The organism is Lacticaseibacillus sp. 22 (assembly GCF_055413445.1).
Genome location: NZ_JBVAYD010000004.1, coordinates 16793 through 43065, shown reverse-complemented (window position 1 = coordinate 43065; position 26273 = coordinate 16793). Strand labels below are relative to the sequence as shown.

At 47.0% G+C, this 26273-nt stretch carries 26 protein-coding genes; 13 read left to right on the top strand and 13 right to left on the bottom strand.

The window, feature by feature from the left end; genetic code table 11:
- Positions 1-37: 37 nt before the first annotated feature.
- Entirely contained in the window at positions 38-382 is a 345-nt protein-coding gene (locus ACWP87_RS03275; RefSeq protein ID WP_005685172.1) for a hypothetical protein, read from the bottom strand.
- A 251-nt stretch (positions 383-633) separates the two neighbouring features.
- Between ACWP87_RS03275 and ACWP87_RS03270 the strand changes: the two genes are divergently transcribed.
- Together ACWP87_RS03270 and ACWP87_RS03265 are read left to right on the top strand one after the other, a co-directional pair.
- Positions 634-897, top strand: a complete 264-nt coding sequence (locus tag ACWP87_RS03270; RefSeq protein ID WP_005690917.1) for a hypothetical protein — start codon at positions 634-636, stop codon at positions 895-897.
- Between the two features lie 287 nt (positions 898-1184).
- Positions 1185-1874: a YoaK family protein gene (locus ACWP87_RS03265; protein ID WP_005717286.1), complete on the top strand. Its 690-nt coding sequence runs from the start codon at positions 1185-1187 to the stop codon at positions 1872-1874.
- Here the strand turns inward: ACWP87_RS03265 and ACWP87_RS03260 are convergent.
- Together ACWP87_RS03260 and ACWP87_RS03255 are read right to left on the bottom strand one after the other, a co-directional pair.
- A complete protein-coding gene (locus tag ACWP87_RS03260) occupies positions 1871-2560 on the bottom strand; it encodes a histidine phosphatase family protein (RefSeq protein ID WP_005690914.1) in 690 nt (229 codons plus the stop codon). The two genes, ACWP87_RS03265 and ACWP87_RS03260, sit on opposite strands and share 4 nt — an antisense overlap.
- A 43-nt stretch (positions 2561-2603) precedes the next feature.
- Entirely contained in the window at positions 2604-3416 is an 813-nt protein-coding gene (locus tag ACWP87_RS03255) for a Cof-type HAD-IIB family hydrolase (RefSeq protein WP_005685161.1), read from the bottom strand.
- A gap of 93 nt (positions 3417-3509) precedes the next feature.
- Between ACWP87_RS03255 and ACWP87_RS03250 the strand changes: the two genes are divergently transcribed.
- Complete coding sequence (locus tag ACWP87_RS03250) at positions 3510-3992, top strand: ribonuclease H family protein (RefSeq protein WP_005685160.1); 483 nt, start codon at positions 3510-3512, stop codon at positions 3990-3992.
- Between the two features lie 5 nt (positions 3993-3997).
- Here ACWP87_RS03250 and ACWP87_RS03245 read toward each other — a convergent pair whose 3' ends face one another.
- Positions 3998-4900, bottom strand: coding sequence for a LysR family transcriptional regulator (locus ACWP87_RS03245; protein WP_005685159.1), 903 nt, complete (start codon positions 4898-4900; stop codon positions 3998-4000).
- Between the two features lie 288 nt (positions 4901-5188).
- Here ACWP87_RS03245 and ACWP87_RS03240 point away from each other — a divergent pair, with 288 nt between their 5' ends.
- On the top strand, positions 5189-6391 hold the full coding sequence (locus ACWP87_RS03240; protein WP_005685158.1) for an aminotransferase-like domain-containing protein: 1203 nt from the start codon (positions 5189-5191) through the stop codon (positions 6389-6391).
- Between the two features lie 381 nt (positions 6392-6772).
- Here the strand turns inward: ACWP87_RS03240 and ACWP87_RS03235 are convergent, their stop codons facing one another.
- The gene (locus ACWP87_RS03235) at positions 6773-7078 is read right to left on the bottom strand and encodes a hypothetical protein (RefSeq protein WP_005688167.1); all 306 of its coding nucleotides are present in this window, start codon (positions 7076-7078) and stop codon (positions 6773-6775) included.
- Positions 7079-7439: 361 nt separating this feature from the next.
- Here ACWP87_RS03235 and ACWP87_RS03230 point away from each other — a divergent pair, with 361 nt between their 5' ends.
- Positions 7440-7766 (top strand): hypothetical protein, encoded by a 327-nt coding sequence (locus tag ACWP87_RS03230; RefSeq protein WP_005688165.1) that lies wholly within the window; start codon positions 7440-7442, stop codon positions 7764-7766.
- Positions 7767-7971: 205 nt separating this feature from the next.
- On the opposite strand, the gene recA is transcribed toward ACWP87_RS03230, so the two are convergent.
- The gene (gene recA, locus ACWP87_RS03225) at positions 7972-9159 is read right to left on the bottom strand and encodes a recombinase RecA (RefSeq protein ID WP_005688163.1); all 1188 of its coding nucleotides are present in this window, start codon (positions 9157-9159) and stop codon (positions 7972-7974) included.
- Positions 9160-9407: 248 nt separating this feature from the next.
- Between recA and ACWP87_RS03220 the strand changes: the two genes are divergently transcribed.
- Positions 9408-10109 (top strand): DUF554 domain-containing protein, encoded by a 702-nt coding sequence (locus tag ACWP87_RS03220; protein WP_005688161.1) that lies wholly within the window; start codon positions 9408-9410, stop codon positions 10107-10109.
- 62 nt (positions 10110-10171) lie between these two features.
- On the opposite strand, the gene ACWP87_RS03215 is transcribed toward ACWP87_RS03220, so the two are convergent.
- The 3 genes from ACWP87_RS03215 to pfkB form a co-directional block, all read right to left on the bottom strand.
- Complete coding sequence (locus tag ACWP87_RS03215; protein WP_005688159.1) at positions 10172-10645, bottom strand: DUF7679 family protein; 474 nt, start codon at positions 10643-10645, stop codon at positions 10172-10174.
- Between the two features lie 841 nt (positions 10646-11486).
- Complete coding sequence (locus ACWP87_RS03210; protein ID WP_005688154.1) at positions 11487-13469, bottom strand: fructose-specific PTS transporter subunit EIIC; 1983 nt, start codon at positions 13467-13469, stop codon at positions 11487-11489.
- Positions 13470-13472: 3 nt separating this feature from the next.
- On the bottom strand, positions 13473-14402 hold the full coding sequence (gene pfkB, locus ACWP87_RS03205) for a 1-phosphofructokinase (protein WP_005688153.1): 930 nt from the start codon (positions 14400-14402) through the stop codon (positions 13473-13475).
- Positions 14403-14550: 148 nt separating this feature from the next.
- Here pfkB and ACWP87_RS03200 point away from each other — a divergent pair, with 148 nt between their 5' ends.
- The gene (locus ACWP87_RS03200; RefSeq protein ID WP_005688151.1) at positions 14551-15303 is read left to right on the top strand and encodes a MurR/RpiR family transcriptional regulator; all 753 of its coding nucleotides are present in this window, start codon (positions 14551-14553) and stop codon (positions 15301-15303) included.
- 61 nt (positions 15304-15364) lie between these two features.
- Here the strand turns inward: ACWP87_RS03200 and glpK are convergent, their stop codons facing one another.
- The 4 genes from glpK to ACWP87_RS03180 all read right to left on the bottom strand — a co-directional run bounded on the left by glpK (position 15365) and on the right by ACWP87_RS03180 (position 19634).
- Positions 15365-16897 (bottom strand): glycerol kinase GlpK, encoded by a 1533-nt coding sequence (glpK, locus tag ACWP87_RS03195; protein WP_014570154.1) that lies wholly within the window; start codon positions 16895-16897, stop codon positions 15365-15367.
- Between the two features lie 285 nt (positions 16898-17182).
- On the bottom strand, positions 17183-17302 hold the full coding sequence (locus tag ACWP87_RS03190) for a putative holin-like toxin (protein WP_005688149.1): 120 nt from the start codon (positions 17300-17302) through the stop codon (positions 17183-17185).
- A gap of 220 nt (positions 17303-17522) precedes the next feature.
- Positions 17523-18260 carry a GntR family transcriptional regulator gene (locus ACWP87_RS03185; RefSeq protein ID WP_005686501.1) on the bottom strand — a complete coding sequence of 246 codons (738 nt, stop codon included), beginning with the start codon at positions 18258-18260 and terminating at the stop codon, positions 17523-17525.
- A 102-nt stretch (positions 18261-18362) separates the two neighbouring features.
- On the bottom strand, positions 18363-19634 hold the full coding sequence (locus tag ACWP87_RS03180) for an alpha-L-fucosidase (protein ID WP_005686503.1): 1272 nt from the start codon (positions 19632-19634) through the stop codon (positions 18363-18365).
- 219 nt (positions 19635-19853) lie between these two features.
- Between ACWP87_RS03180 and ACWP87_RS03175 the strand changes: the two genes are divergently transcribed.
- The 6 genes from ACWP87_RS03175 (at position 19854) to ACWP87_RS03150 (ending at position 26164) form a co-directional block, all read left to right on the top strand.
- Entirely contained in the window at positions 19854-20768 is a 915-nt protein-coding gene (locus ACWP87_RS03175; protein ID WP_005686505.1) for a PTS sugar transporter subunit IIAB, read from the top strand.
- 5 nt (positions 20769-20773) lie between these two features.
- Entirely contained in the window at positions 20774-21580 is an 807-nt protein-coding gene (locus ACWP87_RS03170; protein ID WP_005686507.1) for a PTS mannose/fructose/sorbose/N-acetylgalactosamine transporter subunit IIC, read from the top strand.
- Positions 21555-22379, top strand: a complete 825-nt coding sequence (locus ACWP87_RS03165; protein ID WP_005686509.1) for a PTS system mannose/fructose/sorbose family transporter subunit IID — start codon at positions 21555-21557, stop codon at positions 22377-22379. The genes ACWP87_RS03170 and ACWP87_RS03165 overlap by 26 nt, the downstream gene beginning before the upstream one ends.
- Before the next feature lie 339 nt (positions 22380-22718).
- Complete coding sequence (locus ACWP87_RS03160) at positions 22719-24194, top strand: UbiD family decarboxylase (protein ID WP_005686511.1); 1476 nt, start codon at positions 22719-22721, stop codon at positions 24192-24194.
- Between the two features lie 9 nt (positions 24195-24203).
- Positions 24204-24776: a UbiX family flavin prenyltransferase gene (locus ACWP87_RS03155; protein ID WP_005686513.1), complete on the top strand. Its 573-nt coding sequence runs from the start codon at positions 24204-24206 to the stop codon at positions 24774-24776.
- Positions 24773-26164 (top strand): SLC13 family permease, encoded by a 1392-nt coding sequence (locus ACWP87_RS03150; RefSeq protein ID WP_014570155.1) that lies wholly within the window; start codon positions 24773-24775, stop codon positions 26162-26164. Before ACWP87_RS03155 ends, ACWP87_RS03150 begins: the two co-directional genes overlap by 4 nt.
- Positions 26165-26273: the final 109 nt, after the last annotated feature.

Genomic DNA, 26273 nt, shown 5'->3' with positions numbered 1-26273 from the left:
ATGCGCTACTTAATGGCACCCAGCTTCATGCGCTTGATTAAAGTCCTTGCGGCAAGCCTTCAATTTGATCGGCATACCATTTAGCCCATGGTGTTTCCGGCGCCCCTTGAGCATTGAATGTGACATTGACCTGTTTCAAAAGATCCAACAAGTTGCCAGAACGATGTGTCAGTAACCCACTCGTTAACTCCTCACGCGTCAACGTGCGATTATCAAGAAGATAGTGGTTAATATCCGCCAAATCTCCTTGCTCATCTAGTTGAGAAAAAACATCGAGCCCGTCACCAAAGAACCGACTCAGGTAAAACTTAGCAAAAGTCTCAAGCGCTGTCTTTTGTGCTGCTTCATTTAATTGATCAATCGTTGTGTTGCTAGTTGCCATGACTAATTTCGTCCTTTCTATTTTATTCCATTATAACCACTTTTCCCCTGCTTTTGGAAAGCAAACTGGTGGAAGAGCGCGAGCCGGCGCGTTATGGTGTGCCTTACTCATCGAAGTCAAGCGCCTAAGTTCAAAAAACATATAAATATTTTTAACTTTTTGAAACTTTCCACCTTTTGTACCTTGATATTGAGCAACAGTTGTTATAGTATGCCACTTATGTTGGGAATTCAGGAAAGGTTGGAGGCATTATGGAAAAAGAAAAATTACATCTTGGTGACGCGGTGGTCTGTCAGGTTAAAGAAGACATGGAAGCCCCTTTTACCGGTAAAATCGAAAAAGTCTACGAAAATTCGGCACTCTTGACGATCACTGACTACGCTGATCAAGACCGTCAGAACGCGTCAGAACTTAATTTTAAAATTGTTGCAAACTTCCACGCTATGACCAAAAACCTTGGCGGCGGAACTGTCTTGGCCTTTCCACCAGAAACAGAAGAAGACCGAAAAAAATAATGGCTTAGATCACATTCAGCCAGTTTCAGGCCGCATGACCCGTGCCTAAACTGGTTGTTATTATTTACTTAGTCATCAACTCATAAAACAAACAAAGCTTTCCTGGCGAGTAGATTCTATGCTCGCCGGGATTTTTTGTTTAAGGTCAAACCGTTTTCAGCTTAGAACAAACTTAATTTCAAACATCAACTTCAAAACGGTTTAAGCTTAAAAGTCACTTTCATTGTCAGCTGGCCAAACTTGCGTAGAATAAAATCAAATAGTAAGCAAACGAGGCGACCATAAACATGCAAACCACCACTTACCCCATTCACGAACGCCTGCTCATCGGCACCTTGCTCACCGCTGCTGCCGGCAGTTTTGATGCGTATACCTACTTGTTGCACGGTGAAGTCTTTGCGGGCTTACAAACCGGTAACGTTATTTTGCTTGGCGTCCATCTTGGCCAAGGACAGTGGTACACGGCAATCCGCTATCTGGTACCCATTCTCGCCTTTATGTTTGGCACCATGGCTGCACGCGCCTTGCAGCTACATGCCAGTCATCGCTCCCAACCGCTTGCCGAACAACGGTGGATCATCCGTTATGAAATTGCATGGCTGTTGGTGGTAAGTCTCTTGGGAAAATGGCTGCCAGATTTAGTGGCCAGCGCCAGCGTCTCAGTGATCGCGGCTGCCCAGCTACAAGAGTTCCGTCGTTTAAAAGGTGGCCCATTTACGTCACTGATGATGACCGGCAATCTACGCACCGCCGCGCAGAGCCTGTATGACGGCTTTATTCGCGGACAACAAAAAGGCCGCGCATCCGCAGCCACTGTCGGTACGATCATCTTGAGTTTTGCCCTTGGTGCCGGGGTCACGGGTATCCTGACCCACGCTATCGGCACCTACGCCTTGGCTGGGGCTACGCTGGTGTTGCTCCTGATTGATCTGTTGCTTTGGCGCGACCAGAAAACATTGCCGCAACGCACGGCTTAACCAAGCGCTTCTTGCCCATGATGCAGAAAACTTAGATCGTTGAAGTCCGTCACCCGAAAGCGGTCATTAAGCCACATTAGCTTAGTGACACTCGCATTATCCAGCATTTCGCGGCCATCAATGTTGTAGTGGATATAGTTCAACCACATTAACGCTGCCGTTCCGTGTGACACCACCAAAACGCGTTCCCATCCCTTGGCCTCGGCTTCCACGGCAATGGCTCGCAGCGTTCGGTCCAACCGCTCCTGCACCATTCGATTGGTTTCTGCCGGGTTTGGATGCTGATCCATATTAGCCGCAAATGCCGCATCGGCTGTTTGCGCTAACGTAATTTCGCGATTGGCTAAGGCATCATGGAAGTTGGCAATGCCCATGGTCGCCAGCGAAAAGTCATTTGCCAGTTGCCCTTCGAACTTGCCATAATTTTCTTCACGCAAGCCCATGAGTCGCGTTACCGGCAGCGGTTCACCCAAACCACTTAAAATAAAATGAGCAGTATCGACAGCCCGCGTCAAGTCACTCGCAAACGCCGCATCAAAATGCACCCCTGCCAGTTGAAAGCCGCGTCCCAGCGCCTTAGCATCCGCGATTCCTTTTGGTGTTAAGGCCGAGTCAGCCATTCCTTGAACCCGTTTTTGCACATTGAATTCTGTTTGCCCATGACGGACAAGATATAGCGTTGTCATGATCGCAATCCCCTAATTTTCATTTATTTCCAAGTCATCGTCATTAAGCCAGTTTTAAATAATCCGCTAAGTAATCTGCCATCCCATCGTGATCGTTATCGCTTGGTGTCTGCGCGTCTGCCGCTTCAAGAATGGCTGGACGCGCATTTTTCATTGCCACGCCATGTCCGGCAAATTGCAGCATGTCCAAGTCATTCATATCATCGCCAAACGCAATGATATGTGCCTGATCAATGCCATACCGCTGAGCGACATACGCCAACGCCCGCGACTTGCTCGTATTTCGGCTAGTCACTTCTAACGCCGTATAGTCGCCACTCCAAGCGCCCCAGGTTTTGGCTGCCAAATGCGGATACAAAGCCGCCACTTGTTGCGAAACCGGCTCAAACGTCTTAGCTTCCATAAACATGGTGACCGAAATCGGTGCCTGACGCAACCCATGCTCATCCAATAAAGCATCAGGGTGTAAGCGATCCGGCAAGAACGGAATATTGGCATAAGGCCGATCAGCCACCAATAGCCGCTTACCTTCTGCCACCATCACTTTAAAGGTAAAGCGTTGGCTGAGCTGGCGTAACGATAACGCAACCGAAATCGGAATCGTGACTTCTTTTTCATATTGCCAATGCTGATGCGGCACATGAATCAAGGCGCCGTTGAAATTAATCATCGGCCCCTGCAGGTGTAACGTATCATAAAACTGTTCGGAAATCGCATCCGGCCGGCCAGTCGTAATCACGACCAAATGTCCCGCTGCCTGTGCCGCCCGCAAAACCGCGATCGTGCCAGCACTCAGCTGACCTTCAGTGTTGAGTGTCGTACCATCCAAATCCAATGCGATAAGATAACGTTCCATGCAGCAGCCTCTTTTCAATCTTTTTTTAAATAAACAAACATAGCCATTACCACCGCATTCCCCTACAATAGATAGTTAGAAAGCGAGGGTATCATGGCTGAATCAATCGTACTATATACTGACGGCGGTAATCGCAACACCGGCAATCACGCAGGCGGCTCAGTTCGGCCCACCGACAAAAGCGCGTGGGCCGCATTACTGATCTACGGCGAGCATGAAAAAATGCTCTCTGAAGGCGATTACGGTCGGACCAATAATTATATGGAAATTATGGCGGTGATTCAAGGGCTAAAGGCGATCAAACGAACCGATATTCCGATTGACGTTTACTCCGATTCTGCCTATGTGATCAACACCATGCAACAACGCTGGTGGGTCAAGTGGCAACAAAACGGTTGGCGCAACCACGGCAAACCTGTTAAAAATGCTGAATTATGGCAAGCACTGCTCCACCAAATGAACCGTTTCGATCAAGTAACCTTTCATAAAGTCAAAGGCCACGCAACCAACCGCAATAACAATCGCGTTGACGAGGCACTGAACCAAACGATGGATCGCCTGGACGATCGCACCTGATCATTTTACCCTTGATTGCCAAGAAAAGCTTCCCCATAAGTTTCCGCCAAAAATGTGTGAATCACCTGCTGCATCCGCTGGACAGAAGGTGATTTTTTGATGGTCGGATTAATCACCAAACACAAGGTTCGTGCGAATGGTTCGGAAAATGGATAGACGTTCACATCCCCCACCAGCTTCTGCAAGGCGAGCTTCGGCAAAATCCCCAAGCCCAGCCCTGATTCCACCATGGATAGAATGCTTTGGTCATCAATCGAATAGTTGATCGTGTTGGTCGACACATGATAACGATCCAACGCATTCTTGGTATCACGATCATAGTCGATTTGTTGCAAAATAAAATTTCGCTTCTCAACATCGGCTTGCGTCACGGTTTTGCCGTTTTTAGGCTTGAAGCGTTTTGGTGTGATGCAGTAGATCGGATCTTTTAACAACGGCTCAACCACCACCCCGGGTCCAACCGGCAGCGATGAAAAGCCCATGTCAACCGTACCTAGTCGAACCGCCTCCACAATGCGGTTGAAGGTCCCTTGAATGACACTGATTTCAATGTGTGGATAGCGCTTCTTAAACCGTTGAATAATCGTCGGCAGCCAGTTAGTCGAAACCGATGAAAACGCACCGATCCGAATTCTGCCGGTATTGACGCCATTGATGTTATCGGCGACTTGCGACAGTTGCTCTTCAAGGTTCTGAATACTTTGGATAATCGGCAGCACCTGGGCCCCATCTTCCGTCAGTGTCACTCCGGTACGATTACGGATTAGAAGTGGAAACCCCAGCTCAGTCTCCAGCTGACTGATACTATGGCTGACCGCACTCGGCGTCACATTTAATTCCGCTGCGGCTTGGGCTAACGTGCCACGTTCCACCACTTTACTAAAGACTTCATAAGAAAAATTACCCATGTTATCACTTTTCCCCTTTTTTCTACTTGATCCAAGTGACACGCGTTGTCACTTGAGCCGCACAATGCCTGTCAAATGGACGCTGAGGCCTGTTTGTTGATTTTAACATGAACAAAATTCAACTTAAGCTGAAATAGTTGAGCTTTACTCAATCATACGAGCCGTTTTACACTAGTGTCAATAAGAAAACGTTGGTTGAACTTTTACCAACGCGACAACGGTATCGCAATTAACGTGTGGATCGGCATCAGGTTCGGTTACACGCCCGATATCAAAGGGGGATTCATCATGAAATTCGCAAAACGTACCCAAAAAACCGGCAATTCCGGATTAGAAGATCTGTTCGCCGCATCTGGCCCGAATGTCATCTCGTTTGCAGGCGGCTACCCGGATCGGAGTTTGTTTCCGACCCAACAACTGAATCAGGCATTTAAGCACAGCTTTAACAGTGGCGATACTGAACTGTTGCAATACGCTAGCACTCAAGGCTACTTGCCTTTACGCGAAAAGATTGCGGCTCGGCTGCGCGCAACTGGCATTCCGACTCGTGCCGATAACATCATGATGACCCAAGGCGCTCAGCAAGGACTCGATCTAGTGGCGCGCCTCATGCTTGATCCCGGCGATGGCCTAGTTGTTGAAGCGCCAACGTATCTCGGTGCCTTAGCCGCCTTTAATGCTTATCAGCCAACTTATTATGAAATCCCGATGCAAGACGATGGGATGGACATTAATGCCTTACAGCGCGTTTTAATGAGTCACAAAGTCAAGTTCATCTATACGGTACCTGATTTTCAAAATCCAACCGGCGTCGTAATGTCTGTGGCTAAGCGTCAGGCGCTGATTCGACTCGCCAACCAATATGACGTTATGATCCTCGAAGACAACCCCTACCGCGATCTTCGCTATGATGGTAAACCGCTGCCAACCATTAAGTCATTTGACACGCAAGGCCGCGTCGTTTATCTCGGCAGCTTCAGCAAGATCCTCTCACCAAGTCTACGGATGGGCTGGCTCGTTGCTGCACCGGACCTTTTGCAGGAATTACTAGCGTTAAAAGGCGGAAGCGACTTGGAATCCAGCAACCTGACCATGCACGGCATTGATGCCTACATGGCGGAAAATGACTTAGACGCCCACATCACCGAAATCCAGAATTGTTGCCGCGAAAAGAAGAATGCCATGGTCGCAGCGATGAATCGTTACCTTCCTGATGAAGCGCACTTCACCAACCCTGATGGCGGCTTCTTCCTGTGGCTCACCATGCCAGCCGGCTTCGACATGGGTGCCTTCATGAAGCAACATCTGTTACCGGAAAGCAACATTTCCTATGTGCCTTCCGCCAACCTATATGCAACTTCGGCTCAGGTCAACGGCGCACGGCTAAACTTCACCGGTCCGACACTTGAACAGATCGACACTGGTATCAAAGCATTAGGCGATGCGCTCAAAACCGCGCTGCAGCATCACCTAGTAGCCGAACAAGCTTAGTTTTCTTCGTCTTAATCTACTCAAACCTTTACAAAATGGCAAAGTAACCATCACACTTTCGTCACACTTTGTCAGTAGTATAGGAAACATAGAAATGAGCCACCCACTCATCTCTACACCCCAACCTAATTTTCATTTTTCTCCTCCAAAGAAAAATAAGATGATTGGCCCCCATCCAATCATCACAAAAACGCCCGCTGCCAATACGCAACGGGCGTTTTTGTATCATGAGCGCGAGCCGGCGCGGTTAGGGATCAGAGTGTAAGCGGCCTTGGGCGTGATGGCCCGGTTTTGGCCATTGCGACCAAGTTCCTTACATGCAGATCCCTGCGCCGGGAAGCGCGTTAACGTAAGCAATGGCATCCAAATCAACATTCACGCTTAAAACGATGGTATTCCCGAAATATACTTATTAGCAATCGCCTCAGCCATGCCTTCCAGATCAAACAGTACCGTCCGCTGTGCTAAAGTGAGCTGATACTGATGGTCGCGCATCTCGTCTCTGATGAAATACCCAATCGGTAAGACTTGTGGAGCAATATTAACTCCTTGTATCCGTTTATCCGCCACCTTATCAATGACCTGTTTGATACTTGCAACAATAGCTTGCGATGTCACGTCGGATTGTTCCTCGAAAAGATGTTGCAGTTCTAGCATCTTTGCAATGAGTTCTTGTTTCTTTTCCATTTTGGCTCACCCCTTCATTTGTGAACTTATCGTGTTCAATAAAAAAATTTGACTCGTCCGTGTTTCTTTATGCGGTGCAATGATAGCGGTTGCATTTATCTTAGAATCCTCTATTTGGTTTGGCAAGCAATAACATATGTGCGTTTTGAAGATTTTTTGACGAACATGACACTTGAACAGTCACCTTGAAAATTAGAACAATCCGAAGACAAAATGCTTTACGAGACCAATTTCCTAATATATGCTATAGCCAATTTCAGACAGCTATGCACATGGAGATTCTATAGTCCATTTTTCTATACCTCGTTTACTGACTTAAAAAGACTAGTAAACGGTCAATAGCAAAGAGAGGCGAATGATCATGGAAACATTGTATAAAGGCCAACCTGCTGATGTTTGGGAAATCACCAAAACAGGCGCTCAGCCAGACTGGGTAAAAGATGCATTTTCACAAAACTATCTTTATTGGTTGGATAATCGGGTTCGTATTCTCATGTGGGCGTTAACCCCACCTAACAAGAAGAATTTAAAGTTCGTTGCTAGCGGTTCACTTGGAGGTGGCGTTGATGCACTGGGTGTTTACGCATACGGAGATTCAGGTGACTTCTTGGATGCAACCAATCAACGCGTGGTATCTCGAGAAAGATTCTTCAAGCAATATCAAATTCTAAAATCCAACGAAGCATAACCAATTAAAGGCGCGTGTATTAACGTTTGTTGACATGACTGTATTATTGTTCTGTTGGTTCACCCGAATTCAAGATCCATGATAGGTGCAACCGTGATGAAAGTTTTTGTGAACAATCGCTTGGCTCTTTTCCTATCAAGCAAAAGCCGCAACCAGACTCACATCATGTGTAAGTCTGGTTGCGGCTAGTACGTTTACGCATATTTTAAACTAAACGGTCAACCCCGAAGCTGGATGGATCATCTTTCTTATCATCCGGCTTTTTGTCGGTTGTTGGTTTCTCTTCAGGCTTCTTGTCAGCCGTTGTTTTCTCGTCTTTAGCAGTATCCTTCTTTTCGTCCTCTTCTTTTGGCTTCGGTGCGGACTGCTCACGGATCTTGGCTTCGATTTCCTTGGATACTTCAGGATGCTCATCCAGATAATGAGACGCATTGACCAGACCTTGGCCGAGGCGTTCCTTACCATAGTTGTACCATGAGCCGGACTTGGTGATAACGTCCAGATCGTTGTCTTTATCAGTCGCTAAGTTGATCATGTCAGTATTGTGCTCGATCCCATGACCAAACGACATGGTGGTTTCAACGGTCTTAAACGGCGGTGCCACCTTATTCTTGGTCACTTTGAGCTTGCTGGCAAACCCAACAACATTCTTACCATCTTTAACCTGCTGGCCTTTGCGTACTTCAATGCGCACAGAAGCATAAAACTTCAGCGCCCGGCCGCCTGGGGTGACTTCCGGATTACCGAAAACAATGCCGACTTTTTCACGTAACTGGTTAATAAAGATGACCAACGTATTCGTATTGTTAATCGTGCCGGCCATCTTTCGCAGTGCCTGCGACATCAGCCGTGCTTGCAAGCCAACGTGACTATCACCAATTGCACCCTCGATTTCAGCCTTAGGCACCAGTGCGGCTACGGAGTCGATCACGACAACATCAACCGCGGCCGATTCAATCAGCATCTCGGCGATTTCCAATCCTTGTTCACCCGAGTTTGGTTGGGAAAGCAAAAGATCGTCAATGTTCACGCCTAACTCAGCAGCGTACTTTGGATCCATCGCATTTTCCGCGTCAATATAAGCTGCCTTGCCACCGGTTTTTTGTAATTCGGCAATCGTCTGCAGCGCAATCGTGGTTTTCCCACTACTTTCAGGTCCATAAATTTCAACGATCCGGCCCCGCGGTAAGCCACCGACACCAAGGGCGAGATCCAATGACAGAATCCCGGTTGAGACCACATCGATCTTCAACTCCGGTCGATCACCCATCTTCATGACCGCGCCTTCACCGAACGCCTTGGTAATCTTTTGCAGCGCCTTTTCTAATTCGGTCTCACGATCTGTGGCATCAGACTTCTTATTATCAGCTTTTGTGGTCGTTTTTTTCGCCATACTTGTCTCCTTAATGTCGTACATACTTCGCTCAAAATACACTAGTTACATTATCGAACACGCGTTTGTTTTTTGCAAGTCTTTTCCGTGATTGAAACGCCTTTTCTGCACTTTAAAACGGTTATAGTTCTATTTTACCTGAACCAGTCAACCAATTGGTAAAAACCTGCTGTTATTGATCGCCGTAAAACATGCTATGATAGTTCGGTTAAGAGCAACCAGCATATTGAAAAGGTGAGGGAAAATACATGATGTTCATGGGGTCAATCGTTAACGGCTTAACGATTATCGGCGGCAGTTTACTAGGGCTGATCCTGCACAATATCAGCGCCAATGCAAAGGACACGATTACGAAAAGTTTGGGTCTGGGTACCTTTGCGCTTGGCATTCAAATGGCGTTGCAGACCAAAAGCTTTATTGTGATCATCATCAGTCTGTGTCTCGGTGGCTTGCTGGGCGAATGGTTGCATATTGAAGACGGCATGAATCACCTCGGCCTCAAGTTACAGGAACGCTTTGCCCGCAACAACAGCCATTTTGCGGAAGGGTTCGTCACCGCGACTTTAATTGCCGTCATCGGTGCCATGAGCATCTTGGGGGCCATTCAAGCCGGCGTGTCCGGTGATAATGCGACCTTGTATACCAAGGCGGTTATGGATGGTTTCATGGCCATTATGATGACCGCCTCGCTAGGCATCGGCGTTTTATTTTCGGCCATCCCGGTGATTTTATATCAAGGAACCATCACCCTGTTAGCCAGCTTTCTTGTCCAGTTCATCCCCAAAACGTTGATGGCAACCTCACTTCGAGAAATTGGTGCCATTGGTGGGTTGATGATCCTTGGTATCGGCCTGAATCTCATGAGCATCACCAAAATCCGCATTTCCAACCTTTTGCCTGGTCTGGTTGTCTTAATTAGCATACTAACCGGCCAATATTTTCTATCATAGTCAGTCGCAACAAAAAGCAGGTCACCATGGCCTGCTTTTTGTCTGAACTTTTTGTTGCCATCTTAGAAGTTCGGCAGCAGTCGTTGTTTTCGACTCTGAAAGCGATGATACACCAACTTGCAGTGCCAATCGCGAACATTTGCCAAAAAATGCGAGTTGGCATCGTGATACCAATAACGCAAATCGTCTTTGATATACAAGCGATTCAACCACGCGTGATCGTGCCGCAAAAACGTAAAACTTTCTAACAAATCCTGTTCGCGCCAAACATCAGGCAACAAAAACTGACTGCGCGTAAAGCGTTTTAACTGACGGCTTGAATAATAGACGCGCTCAATGCGACCAATAAAGAAAGCCGTCTTCCCCTTGCCCACGTACGGTGCCATAGGTGCAACAATCAATCCCCCGCGTAACCGCTCAAACCAATCTGTTTGCGGACTTACTTTGATTGCATGCGTAATATCTTTGGGTAGCCGGAAGTCCAAAACCAAACCATCCGGGCGCCGTACCCGAGCCACAATATGCTGTTTCTTCACATTAACACCCCATCATCTTGGCCAATTTAGGCGACTTGAGCTGTTGGGAAGAGTTTACCACGAAATGTTCGGATTTGCATGAAGAACGTTTGTTTCGTTAAGTAACGTTCAGCCAAACTAACTTCTTAAGCAATTCCAAGCCGATTTGGAAAATGTGAACATAATCGCCATAAAGACATAATAAAATGTTGGATTTGCCTTCACAATTCATTCACACCCTGTCTGTAGTATAAGAAACATAGAAATGAGCCACCCACTCATTCCTAAACCCCAACCCAACTTTTTCATTTTTACTCCTCCAAAGTAGAAATCGTCGATCGTCCCCCAAACGATCAGACAACAAGCAGACCGCCCACCCAGCGGTCTGTTTTTGTGTGAGCGCGAGCAGGAGCGCTTAGCAATCGGAGTGTAAGTGGCCTCAAGCCTAAATGGCTGGGCTTTGGCCATTTAGGCTTGAGGTCCTTACACGTAGATTGCTGCGACTGCGAGCGCGTTATAGAAAGCAGAATAAGACTACTGAATTGCCCAAAAAAAAATACTTCTGTCCCTGCTGCAATTTTCCATCCATCAACACCGACTTTGGCCATTTAGGCTCAAGGTCCTTATGTGCAGATTGCTGCGACTGCGAGCGCGTTATAGAAAGCAGAATAAAACCACCGAATTGCCCAAAAAAGAATACCTCTTCCCCGTTGCAGTTTTCCATCCAAAAACTCCAACGTTGACCATTGCGACTAAAGCCCTTATATACAAATTACGTTTTAAACCACCAACCCTCCCCAAAAAGAAAAGCCTCCTGACACCATCGTCAGGAAGCCTTTCTTTTTTACCACAAACTCACACCTTACCGCTTAAACAATTCATACAATGCATCCGGCGTCTTCGCGTCCTGAAACGCCTTCACAAAATCCTCATGCGTCAGTAACTTCGCCGTACTCGACAGATATTTCAAGTGACTGCCACTATCATGTTCCGGAATCAGGAACGAAATCACCGCATTAACCGGCTTCCCGTCAAATGTTTGCCATTCGACTGGTTGCGCCAGATGTAACACGAGCATCGCTGAACGTTTAATCGTTGCATCTTGTGCGTGCGGGATGGCGATGCCTTTTTCCATCCCCGTTGAGCCTTCTTTTTCACGTGCCACATACTTGTTGAACACAGCATCGGCATCAGTTGCCAAGTCGTTTTTTACTGCCATATTAGCCAAATAATGCAGCACATCATCCCGCGTTTTGGCAGGAACATTGACTTCAATGTATTCTTTGTTCAAAATCTCGCTAGGGTCAAAAGTTTGCTGGGATTGATCCGCAGCCGGAGCCGGTTGATTGCGAGCTGATGAAACGGCCACGTGCGCAACCGGTTCGTCAGCGGCTGCCCCTTCTGTTGCCAAGGCAGTTTCAACCACACCGGCGTTGACACCACGTTTTTTGGCAGAGTGGCCGGCAATCATGGCCAAAAGCACACCGGATGCTGCTGCACCGACTAAAATCCAGGCAACCCATAGAACCGGCTTATTCACCAGTAGCAAAACAATGAATCCACCATGAGGCGCCGGCACCTGAATCCGGGACATATATGTCAAAACGGCAGCAATCGCGGAGCCAACCATGAACGCCGGAATATTCATTAACGGATTTTTCGCGGCGAATGGAATTGCCCCTTCTGTAATATGGGTTGAACCAAGCAACGCATTGACATAACCGGCGCTGCGTTCATCACGATTGTAGGCTTTGGGATTGAGTAATACCGAGATTGTGGTAGCCAGTGGCGGCGCAATGCAGGCTGCTGAAACGCCGGCCATGAAGAAATAATTGCCTTGTGCCAACAATGCCGTCCCAGTGAGATACGCCGCCTTATTGATTGGTCCACCAAAGTCAGCCGCACACATGACCCCGACAACAATGCCTAAAATAATTGGACTGGAACTTTCAAGCCCTTTTAACCACGCCATTAAACCGAGATTCAAGGCTTTCATCGGGGTATTGATGAGATACATAATCGATCCGGAAATGAAGACACCGAGTACCGGATATAGAAAAATGGCTTTTAATCCCCGAAATTCCTTGTCGGGCATGAAGGCGAACACTTTTTGCAACATTAAAATGACCAGTCCGGCCATGTAACCACCGACAATCGCGCCAAGAAAGCCGGATCCTTGACCGCCATTGTAAGCAATCATCCCAACCGCCATGCCGACGATTAAGCCAGAACGTTTGGCCACGGCTTCACCGATATAGGCCGCCAGCACTGGCACCATGAGTCCCATGGCTGCACTACCAACCGAATTCAACATGGCTGCGAACTGATTGTATTCAGCATTCTTAGGATCCGCCGAATAAATGCCCCAGAAAAATGAAATTGCGATCAACACACCACCGGCAACCACCAGCGGCAGCATGTGCGAAACCCCGTTCATTAAACTGGTGTAAATCTTGTTACCAATTCCGGCTGTACTGGTTTCAACGTTTTCATCCGCGCTAGCCTTGGCCGCACCGCCTTTAGGCATATAAACCGGCGCGCTGCTCAACGCCTCTTTAATCAGTTTATCCGGTTCGCGAATACCGGCTGCAACCGGCACATTAACCAGCGGCTTGCCGGCAAAACGATCCGCGTCAACGTCAATATCAGAAGCAATGACAACGCCTTTTGCCCCATCAATTTCTCCTTGCGTCAGTGGATCATCGACACCGGTTTGACCGTGTGTTTCGACTTTAATGGTCAAACCCATTTTCTTAGCCGCTTGCTCTAACGCCTCTTGTGCCATATAAGTATGGGCAATCCCCGTCGCACAACCGGTCGCAGCAATTAAATCATACTTTGCCATCAGCTAACCCTCCAGTTTCTTAATCTTAATTTGCGTCAACAATTCATCCGTCTCAGTAAAATCCGTAATCCATGCGCGCCGGGCCGTATCACTGCCCGCCGCAATCGCCAATTTCAGCGTGTCCGCTAGATCCTGCTTTTGATAAAGACCCGCTAAAAAGGTTCCCAGCATCGTGTCACCGGCACCGGCCGTATTTAACACGTCAATCTTTGGCGCGTTTCCGACCAGCGTCACATCCTGATTCATAAACAAGGCTCCCGCCGCACCGAGTGAAACCAACACATTTTGAGCCCCAGCCGCTAATGCTTTGTGGCCTAACTTCACCATCGTTGCCAAATCGGCTTCTCCGGATTGGTTAAACCAACTCATCAACTCCGCATCATTCGGCTTCACCAATAATGGTTGATAGGCCAAGGCTTTAACGGCTTCCGGATACGAACTGTCGATGATCAACGCGAAGCCATTTTCCTGGCTCAGTTTTCCAAGTTGCAACAAAAAGCTCGGCTCAATGCCGCGTGCAAAACTCCCGGAAACACAAAGCCAATCGTCAGCACCCAGAGTGGTCAGTTGTTGGTATAATTGTTTTAATGTTTCGGCGCTAATCTCCGGCCCGGGATTCACTAATTTATACTCGGCATTGTCACTGACAACGCGGGTGAACACATTAATCCGCGTGAAACCGGCATCCTTATAAAAATAATTGCGAATGCCTTGCTCAGTCAGAAAATCCGCAATGTAATCAAGGGTAAAGCCGCCGCCAACCCCAAGCGCAACGTTATCAACCCCGCGCCGCTTCAAGATGCAGCTCACATTCACGCCTTTACCATTTGCCTGAATGTCATAACTATCCGTTCGATTCACCGTATTCGGCGCCATGGTCTGAGTTTTAATAAAAAGATCAATTGCTGGATTTAACGTCAAGGTATAAATCACATTAAGCGCTCCTTCATGTCGTTTCTTTTACTTATCACCATGTTAACCGCTTTCAACCGAAAAGAGTTTTCTGTTTTCAGTCGTTTTCCGGATTAAGCGAAAATGCTTTTCATCTGCATCAACCCCACTAAACAAGGAGGCCAACCTCATGGCTACACTCAGTCCCACAGAGGCTTATCTTTGGGATTACATCGAGAATCACCAACAAACCGTCGTCAACTTGTCCATCACCCAGCTAAGCGTCGCCGCCAACGTCTCACCGGCAACCATTGTGCGCACGATGAAGAAAAAAGGCTTCAACGGCTACACCGAATTTCGGCATGATTTGCTAAAACGCATTGGCGACACTGAACCATTCGGCATCCTCGATCAGGTGGATGATCAAATTAAAAAAGTGATTATGCAAAATCAAATTGAGGTTTATAACACCCTTGATAATCTGAAAGTTTCTGTCATCGAGGACTCGGTTCAACTGCTCGCCAAGGCCGAGATCGTCCTCATTTTTGCGCGCGGCTTATCCGAATCAATCGCCTCGGAAGTCACTTTGAAGCTCCAGTTGCTGGGCAAGTATGCTGAATTCTTCAGCGATCCCAACATCATCCAAACCATCGCCGGTCAGATCAGTCCGCATGCAGTGGCCATCACGATCACCTTAAACGGCGAAACCCCGGAACTCGTCGCCGCTGCCAAAACCCTTGCCGCCCGCGACATTCCGCAAATCATCCTGACGACCAACGCCCAAGCTTCAATCGTCAAGTACGCGGATGAACTTTTTGTCGGCTATAAATCAAAAGCCGCCTATTTTGACAAATACGAGGTGGCCTCACGTTTGCCGTTGCAAGTTATGAGCCGCATTTTGCTGGATAGTTATGTGGTGCGAAAACGGGGACAGAAAAATTAAATCTTCGGTATGTAAAAAGCAATCCCTTTGGCCTATATGACGAGGGATTGCTTTTTTCTGCTTATTCGTTATTGGCAGTGGATGTTCGTGGTAACGGCCGGTGCTTGAACATCTGCGTGGCCGCAACAGCCTGTTGCCAACCGGCGTATAAATTCTCCCGCCGCGCCGGTGTCATACGAGGTTCAAACCGCTTGCCAATTTGGAAAATCTGTTTAAGTTCATCCGTATCCTGCCAAAAGCCGACTGCCAATCCTGCTAAAAAGGCAGCACCCATAGCGGTCGTCTCTAAATTGGCGGCTCGTTCCAACGGCTTATTCAGGATATCCGCCTGAAACTGCATCAGGTAATCATTGCGGGCTGCCCCACCGTCAACGCGTAAGGCTGGAACAGCAATTTGTGTGTCCTTGTACATGGTATCAACCACATCACGCGTTTGATAAGCCAAAGCCTGCAACGTCGCTTTAATAAAGTCGTCTTTAGTGGTTCCGCGGGTCAAGCCAAAAACTGCCCCGCGTGCTTCGGCATCCCAATACGGTGCCCCTAAGCCTGTAAACGCAGGCACCACATAAACCTCATCATCACTAGTGGCTGCCTCGGCTGCTTGCTGGGTGTCAGGCGATTGCGCCACCAACCCCATTTGATCGCGCAGCCACTGAATCGCCGAACCTGCGACAAACACTGAGCCTTCCAAAGCATAATTAATCTGCCCGTTCACGCCATATGCAATCGTCGTCAACAAGTTATTAGCAGACATTTTCGGCTTATCGCCTGTATTCATCACAATAAACGAGCCAGTACCATATGTATTCTTCACCATCCCCGGCGCCAACGCTAACTGGCCAAACAAGGCGCTTTGCTGGTCACCGGCCATCCCTGCAATTGGAACCGTGCTGCCGAAGAAATGATAAGCCGCGCCGGTACCGTAAATTTCCGAATTACTGCGCACCTCAGGCAACATGGCCCGCGGAATATGCAGCAACTGCAAAATCTCGTCATCCCAATCCAACGTATGAATGTTGAACAACATCGTTCGACTGGCATTCGTGTAGTCCGTCACATGAATCGCGCCGCCTGATAACTTCCAGCTCAGCCACGTATCAATCGTACCAAACAGCAGCTCACCATTTTCCGCGCGCTCTTGGGCTCCCGGAACATGATCCAAAATCCAGCGAATCTTCGTAGCGGAAAAATAGGCGTCAATCAGCAAGCCGGTCTTCTCATGGATCATTTTGCCATGACCAGCCTGCCGCAACGCTTCCGCCAACGCATTGGTCTGCCGTGACTGCCACACAATCGCATGATAAATCGGCAGCCCCGTCGTCTTATCCCAAATCACGGTCGTTTCACGCTGATTCGTAATCCCAAGTCCTGCAATTTGCCGCGGCTGCACCCCAGACGAAATAAAGGTGTCCGCAATCGTCGACAACACCGCTTCCCAAATCTCATTCGCGTCGTGCTCCACCCAGCCTGGTTTAGGAAAATACTGGGTAAACTCCTTTTGCGCCTCGCCCACCATCTTGCCAGCATGATCCAAAATAACCGCGCGCGTACTGGTCGTGCCTTCATCAATGGCCATGATGTAACTATCTGCCATATGTACCTCCTGCTTTGTGTCCGCTTTCACTTCAGTATACAGGAATTGGTGAATGAGGTTAAGGTTCGTACAGTTTGAAAATCAACCGCTTAAGTTCAATATTAAAATCCCGTCCTTTTAGCACTTACCGTTTGATTGCTTAATATTACCGTCTTCATTGGCACCATGCTATAATAAAACACGAAAGGGAGCATCGGTGGTGACCGATACTCCCCTGACAAGACCGTTCAAGACGGTTGGCATTAAATTTGACTAATCAAAAAGACCGTCATCTTAGCCAAAAGATTAGCGACGGTCTTTTTGATTGTCTTGTATTATCAGCATAATGGTGATGATCAGCGCAATCAACGATAATACGAAATCACCGAAGACCGGCATCAGCATCAACGCATCAGCAACAGACAACTAGGCACCTCCTTCCGTATAGATTTTGATCATCGCGCATAGGCGACCACCTCACAATACGTTGGATTTGCCAACCGTCATTCACTTTCTTGTCTTGTTCATGATGCCATACAAAACGGCAAAACGCCTGCTATCTCAATGATTTCAGGCGTTTTTTAATTGTACATATTTTCTTTTAACCACCGTTTTTTTAATGCTACCTTGCCTTCCTTGATGAACGCTATCCTTCTGGTTCAGTGAAGCCATAAGTCGAGTCCGTCTGCAGACCCCAGAATTCAGGCAGCTTGTAACTAATCGCATACTCTAACAGCGCAGGGTCATCAAAAGGTAAATAAGTCACCCGATACTGTTGAATAAAAGTTTGCGCTTTTTGACGCTGGGGAAAATACTTTTTCACGATTTCCGCGTCAATTGGGCCAGCGAGATTACGTTGTGTGTATGGCAACTTATATGGGTCAATCCCACTGTCATCACGAATTCGCTGATAAACTGACACAAAGTCATCGAGATGATGCAACCGTTCTCGGTTTAAATAAGCGACATTAATGTTGTTAATCGTGTATTGCACTGGCTGATCGCCAATCATTCGCAAGCGTTTGATGACGATGTACGCATCATTGGCACCAAGTTTCATTCTTTGGCGTACTGTAGCATCATTACCAGACGCAACGCTCAAAACCTTAGTCCACTCCGGCTGAGTCTTGGCCATATTAAGATCCGTCAAGTAAACCACGCGGCGATGATTTTCTTTGGCCACAAAGGTACCGCGCCCTTTTATACGCGTCACCCAGTTTTTTTCTTGGAGCAAATTAAGCACCTTAACAGCAGTGGTTGAGCTCACGGCAAAACGATCCTTTATTTCTGCTTCACTGTAAAAGCGATCGCCTTGATTCAAGCGCCCTTCACTAAGTTCTTTGATCAGTTCATCGACAATCTCCTGATACTTTGGCTTGGCCATGCCTTGTCTCCTTTTCAACCAATCAGATTTGGGTAGTCGTTACAGGTCCGGCATTTTAAAAAGTTTGCGAACAGATTTGGCAAGCATCCGTTTGCTTGCTTATTAGTCAGACTTAACTGTCCTGTTTTCAGACTTGTAATCAATCTGTGCAATTCTAACGACCCAGTCACTGCCATAAGGATACCCCGTTGCGTCAACTGTGAGAACTCTTTTATGCAAATCCTGCGTAAAGGATAGATATTCTTCATTATCCAGCCAATAAACAGATTCGATTGGACGATCAATACCAACGAATGAACGCGGATTAACCCCTTCACCACCAAGTACGACATTATCATTACCTACGACTTTTAGATCAAACACGCATAAGTAATCATGTGCGTCTGCATGCAAGACAAAGTCACGCGCACCTTGTCCGGAGACGATCGCAGTTGGTCGTCCGCGATATAAGGCAGGCGCGGCCATAGTCGTCCACCGTCCTAATAATGCCATATACGTTTTTGCCGAAGCCGGGATCGCGCCTTGACCGGTCAAACCAATATTAACCAAAATATTAGCCCCTATATGCCGGGCATGAGCAACCGTTTCGATAACCTCTGCTGGTGATTTGTAGTTCAAGTCGTTGGTCGCAATCCCCCAGTGCTGATTCAACGTCATTGAGATCTCGCCTGCAACATACTTCGCGTTAGGTGCACCGTGGTAAATTTCGTCCGGCGTTCTTCGTTCATAGGTAACGACATCAATCTCAGGATCACTTACTTTCCCTCGATTCTTCAATCCCGTGTTATTGACGATGATTGCATCCGGCTGGTATTTGCGAATCATGCCATAAAGCGCGGGCAGCTGCCAATCTGCCTCTTTTTTATTCCAATTACCGTCAAACCAAAAACCGCCGACTGGGCCATAATGACGGCAAAGTACTTCAACCGAAGCTTTTAAATAATCCAGATAGGCAGGGAAATTTTCCTCATACAGGGGTGAGTGCCAATCGTATGTTGCGACGTAAAAAAACGGTAACAGTCCTTCTTTGCGGCAAGCTGCAACAAATTCTGCTATAAGATCGCGGTTGGCAGGCGAATGCATGACATCAAAACTGCTCAAACCTTTAGTGTCGTATAAGAAAAAGCCTTCATGGTGTTTTGTTGTTAGCACGATATACTTTGCGCCCATCATCTTTGCGGCATGGGCAATCGCTTCTGCATCAAATTGATTTGCTGTAAAAGTTGCTATTAGTTTTTCGTATTCACTGCGCGATCGATGGTGAATAAATTCCGTCCATTCACCAACTGCTAGCTGGGAATATAGTCCCCAATGAATGAACAAGCCTAATCCAAGATCCTCATAACGCTTAATTCTCGGTAGTGGTTCTGACATTTTTTCACCTCATTTATTTTTTGTGACATACCCTAACACGTTAGGTTGATTTTTTTGGTGATTTCTGCTTACTATACCTATGTCAATGTAAATCGGTTACTTTCCCACTAAATCAGGCAGTAATCAAGTAAGCCCAAAATATTGAAGTCGTCATTATAATATGCTAGGCTTTGCGTGTAAAGCCATCTTAACACATTAAGTATAGACGAGGTGATCAATATGTATGTTCTCGCAAGTCATGGTACTTATGCTGAAGCGACTTTGGCAAGCTGCGAGCTTATTGCTGGTAAATTAGCAAACTTTACATCAGTCTCGTTCCACGATCCGATGAGTATAGACGATCTTTTATCTGCTTACGAAGCCGCCTATGCAAAAGAATCAAGCCCGGCCAACTTCACCATTATTACTGATATTCCAAACGGTTCGCCAGCCAATGCCGCTTTAGCATTTAAACATCAGCATCCCGATATTCAAGTTTTTTCGGGACTGTCACTCGGGCTCGTCCTAGCACTAGCAACTGGAACGCCTATCTCTGAAGCGGTAACGCAATCGAAAGCCATTATCAAAGAACTTTCGCTCAAATCCGAGCGAGAAGATATTTCGACTGATACAACTGCCCCCTCAACAAATAACTCGCTTCACACTGGTAACCCGCTAATCAATGTTCGTGTCGATGCGCGCCTTATTCACGGACAAGTCGCAACCATGTGGACCAGAACGCTTAACGCTACCCGCATCATGGTTGTGGATGAGCAGATCGTTCAAAGCGAAGTTCAAAAGATGACACTTAAGACTGCTGTTCCTGGTGGCGTTCATTTGAGCATCTTAACGCCATCCGGAGCTGCTGAGCGGATACTAGCGGACCAGTATCAAGGCCAGCGTGTCTTCTTAATCGTGCGTAATCCCAAAGCGCTGCAAGTGTTGGTAAAAGCTGGCGTTAAACTCAAAAGTGTCAACGTTGGCAACTTATCAATGGCTGTCGGTGCCAAACAAGTTGCTAAGAGTGTTGCGGTGACACCAGAAGATGTCGCAGTATTTGATGATTTAGCCGCGCATGGCGTGAAGTTGTATCACCAAATGGTTCCAAATGATCAAAAAGTCGATTTTATGGCGTTACTTAAAAAAGGAGTGTGAACCTTATGGCAATTGCATGGTGGCAAATTCTGTTGCTAACGTTGCTTGCTTTTTGGATGATCATTGACCAAATAACAGTCGGGATCCTAACTAATTATCCGCTGCTCTATGGTTTCGTTGCCGGCATCATCATGGGAGATGTGAAAACTGGGCTGGTTGTGGGGGCAACCTTGCAATTAATGGTTCTTGGCGTTGGTACATATGGTGGTGCCAGTATGCCAGACTTTATGACTGGTGCTATTATCGGTACCGCTTATGCCGTCATTTCTGGAAAAGGTATTAACTTTGCAATCGGGCTGGCTGTTCCAGTGGGTTTACTCATGGTGCAGCTAGACGTTCTTGCCCGTTTTACCAATACGTTCTTCTTACACCGCGTTGACCGTTACATCGAAAAAGGCGATACCAAACACGTTGCACGAAATATTGTTTATGGAGTCTTCCCTTGGGGGCTATCTCGTGCCATCCCCGTTTTCATCATGCTACTTGTCGGCAATAGTGTCGTTCAAAAGGTCGTCAATGCGATGCCAGCATGGCTTTCTAAAGGACTAACTGCTGCGGGCGGCATTCTCCCGGTTGTCGGCATTGCGATTCTCTTACGATTCTTACCAACCAAACGCTTCCTCTCATATCTCATCATCGGATTTCTTGCAGCGGCCTATCTTAAGATTCCGATGCTTGGAGTCGCCCTGTTAGGACTAGCACTGGCAATCATTTACTACAAACAAAGCAACCATTCTTCCAACAATGACCACGATCATTCAGAAGCACACAAAGGAGGTTTTGAAAATGCCATCGGCGAATACGAAGACTGAACTTCCCGAAAAACTTACCAAGCACGACCTCTTTCGGGCAAACTGGCGCTGGCTATGGAGCAGCCAGATTTGTTGGAATTATGAACGCATGATGTCAACTGGTTATCTCTACACCATGTTGCCAACCCTGAAAAAGTTATACAAAAATGATCAAGACCTCATCGAAATGATGAAGATGCATAATCAATTTTTCAATACTAACGCCTACGTTGGCGGCTTCATTGTCGGGATGGATATGGCAATTGAGGAAAAAAAGGGGCGCAAAGCCGAAGACACTGTAGCCGGCCTCAAAACAGGACTTATGGGCCCATTTGCAGGCGTCGGCGATACGATTGTCGGTGTCATTTTGCCAACAATCTTTGGATCCATTGGTGCTTACATGGGCCTCAAAGGCAATCCAACCGGTGCAATTTTATGGCTGTTAGTCAACTTTGCAATTTTGATATTGCGATTCTTTTTACTGCCGCTCGGCTACTCACAAGGCGAAAAGCTCATTTATGCTGCAGGAGACAAGCTTAATCGTATCACCGACGCTGCAATTTTACTCGGCGTAACCGTTGTAGGTGCTCTAATCCCTACAGTTGTATCCGCAAACGTCCCCCTCGTTTTCAAAACCGGAAAAGTCGTTTTAAAAGCCCAAACAGTTTTAAATCAAATCATGCCTTCCCTAGTTCCGGTCGCTTTAGTTGCTTTATGTTATTGGTTACTTGGAAAGAAAAAAATGAACTCAACACGACTCATCGTTTTAGTCTTGATCCTCGGTATCGTTCTTGGTGCATTCGGTATCATCGGTAAGTAGTCACATATTTTAACTATTGTTTGGAAACCCGCATGGCTAGCCATGCGGGTTTTACTGTTCCTTGGAGAGAGAAAGCCGAAAAACAGTATTCTCGTTTTTAACTTCTTCCATACATCAACTCATTCATTTCGACCAGCCTCAAGTTACATATATTGACTATTTACAAGTCAGCAGTCATTAACGACCACAGCTATTAAAAATATGTCATTGCCTTCTTCTTATTCCATTCAGGCATAACAGCATTCAAAACTCGAATTGAAAAGGTTTCCAAGCCAGACTAGCCTATATTTTGAAATCAATTCGGCTGGTTCGCTGTTCCGGCCTTTAGGAGTGATTAATATGACAGCATCACCTTGGGACTTAAGAAAAGTATTGGATGAACTAAAACAGGATCCGCAGCAATATCATGAAACAGATGTGCAAGTCGATCCCGATGCAGAGCTTGCTGGCGTTTATCGTTACATCGGTGCCGGTGGGACGGTCGAACGTCCGACACAGGAAGGTCCGGCAATGATGTTTAACAACGTTGTCGGCTTCCCAACGACAAGGGTTTTGATCGGTTTAATGGCTAGTCGCAAGCGGGTTGGCAAGATGTTTCACCAAGACTATCACACGCTTGGTCGATTCTTGAACAAAGCGGTTTTAAATCCTGTTCAACCCGTTACAGTCGAAGAATCGGCAGCGCCTGCGCATGAAGTCGTTGCCAAGGCGAGTGACCCGGACTTTGATATTAGAAAACTCGTTGCAGCACCAACCAATACGCCACAAGATGCCGGCCCATACATCACTTGCGGCGTAGTTTTGGGTTCCAATATGGCCAAAACAATGACTGATGTGACGATTCATCGCATGGTTTTGGAAGATAAGGATACGCTTGGTATTTATATCATGCCCGGTGGTCGCCACATTGGTCATTTTGCTGAAGAATATGAAAAAGCCAATAAGCCGATGCCGGTGACCATCAACATCGGCTTGGATCCGGCCATTACCATTGGTGCCACTTTTGAACCGCCTACCACGCCGCTTGGCTACGATGAACTAGGGGTTGCCGGAGCCATTCGCCAAGAACCCGTGCAACTGGTTCAGGCTGTGACCGTCGATGAAAAGGCCATTGCGCGTTCAGAATTTACACTGGAAGGCTATATCATGCCTAACACGCGTATCCAAGAAGATATCAATACCCATACCGGCAAAGCCATGCCAGAGTTTCCCGGCTATGACGGTGATGCCAATCCGGCTTTGCAGGTAATTAAAGTCACGGCTGTAACCCATCGGCGCGACCATCCCATTATGCAAAGTGTCATCGGGCCTAGTGAAGAACATGTCTCCATGGCCGGTATTCCAACCGAAGCCAGCATTTTGCAACTTGTTGATCGTGCCATCCCCGGCAAGGTCAAAAATGTGTACAATCCCCCAGCTGGTGGCGGCAAACTCATGACCATCATGCAAATTCACAAAGATAATCCAGCTGATGAAGGGATTCAACGTCAAGCTGCATTACTCGCCTTTTCGGCATTCAAAGAATTAAAAACTGTTTGGCTGGTCGATGATGATGTCGATATTTTTGACATGAATGATGTCGTCTGGACAATGAACACGCGTTTTCAAGGTGATCAGGACATCATGGTATTACCTGGCATGCGCAACCATCCGCTTGATCCGTCAGAACGACCGCAATATGATCCCAAGTCTATTCGGGTACGCGGAATGAGTTCGAAGACGGTCATTGATGGTACCGTACCATTTGATATGCGCGATCAATTCAAACGAGCAGCCTTTAAAAAAGTTTCCGACTGGCAAAAATATTTGAAATAGGTGATTGAATTGAAACGTATTATCGTAGGGATTACCGGGGCATCCGGAACTATTTACGCTGTTAACCTGCTCCAGCATTTACATCGCCTGCCTGATGTCGAAGTTCATTTGGTGATGAGTGCTTGGGCAAAGCAAAACCTATCACTTGAGACCGACATGAAACAAAGCGAACTCGAAGCTTTGGCGGATTATGTTTATCCTGTTCAAAACCAAGGGGCAACCATTGCAAGCGGCAGTTTTTTAACCGATGCAATGGTCATTGTCCCAGCAAGTATGAAAACCATTGCGGGCATTGCGATGGGCTTTGATGATAATCTCATTGGACGAGCAGCCGATGTCACGATTAAAGAACAGCGGCAATTGATTATTGTGCCGCGGGAAACACCGCTTAGTCCAATTCATCTGGATAACCTCGCTAAACTAGCCCACATTGGCGTTCAAATCATTCCGCCTATTCCGGCTTTCTATCAGCATCCCCAAACCATCCAGGATTTAATTGAGCATCACACCATGAAACTATTAGACGCCTTGCATATTAAAACCGAAACCGCTAGTCGCTGGAATGGAGCGTCGTTAAGATGAAAAAAGTTCTCAATAAACAGAGTATCGGTTTTCTCATCGGCATTGCGGTGGGCCTCATTGTTTACCTGGCCCCACTGAGCGGCATCAATGAAAAAGCGCAAATGGATCTTGCTTTGAGTTTAATGACCGTTGTTTGGTGGGCATTCCAGATTGCACAGCCGGCTTATATTGGCGGTATTTATCTGATGCTGCTGATCTTGACGAATGTTGCAACCCCGACACAGGTATTTGCGGGATCGTGGACCAAGTCAATTATGTGGTTAGTGATGGGCGCTTATTTAATTGCCGGTGCTGTCCGCGAATCTGGCCTAGGTGAACGTATTGCCTATGCTTTCATTATCAAATTTGTTCGCAGTTGGACCGGTATTATCGTCTCAATCTTTGCCTTAACCTTCATACTTGCTTTACTGATTCCGCATCCCTGGCCACGTGCCTTCTTGATCATGTCCGTGATGGATGTGGTCGCAACCAGCGCCAAAATGCCACAACAGGATCGGGCTAAACTTGGACTAGCCGTTTTTGCCGCTTCCTGTCCTCTTTCCGGTGCTTTTCTAACCGGGGATACATCGCTCAACCCCTTAGCAATTGCTGATTCTGGCAAAAGCGTCAACTTTGTCCAATATTTTATTTACATGGGGGTTCCGATGATCATTGCCGCGATCAACACGATGCTGCTCTTTCTTTTCCTCTTCAAACCAACCAAAAAAGTCACGATTGACCTTAATGTTCTGAAAGCCAAGCAGGCCGATCAAGGGGCAATGACGCATAAAGAAATTCGAGTGATCGTCTGGCTTGTCATTGCCATCGGTTTATGGTTAACCAGTGGCATCACTGGCATTGACGTTGGCTGGTTAACTTTGATTGTCGCCTTGCTGATGAGTCTGCCGGTTATCGGTGAGGTCTTGACGGCGAAATCATGGTCAGGTGTTCCCGTCAACGTTTTGGTCTTCCTGACTTCGGCAATTGCAATTGGCCAAGTGGGTGATTTTACGGGCATGAATAAATGGATTGCCCAAACGATTCTGCCATCAGCCTTACCACATAATCTCTACTTACTGGCACTGGTCATTACCGTTTTTGCAATGATCATTCACATGTTCATGGGTTCGGTTATTGCCGTCATGGGTATTACAATCCCTGCCATTATCGCGGCAACCTCGTCACTTGGGGTTAATCCGTTGGCAATTTCATTAATCGTCTTTTCAGTGGTTAATTTGCACTACATCTTATCGTTTCATAACCTGGCTATTCTTGTCGGTTCCGATTCAGAAACTGGCGGTGGTTATACGCAAAAAGATGTCATGAAGTTAGGTATTCCGCTAACTGCCGTCATGTTTATTGTTGCGCTGGTAGAAGTCTTTTGGTTCCAGCTGACTGGACTTTTATAACAGCGATACCCTTGTTAAAAGTCAATATCAATGCAAAGTAGCTCCTAAATGATTTTTCTTTAGGGGCTACTGCTGTATCGTTAAAATCCTGACGGCTACACAACATTCG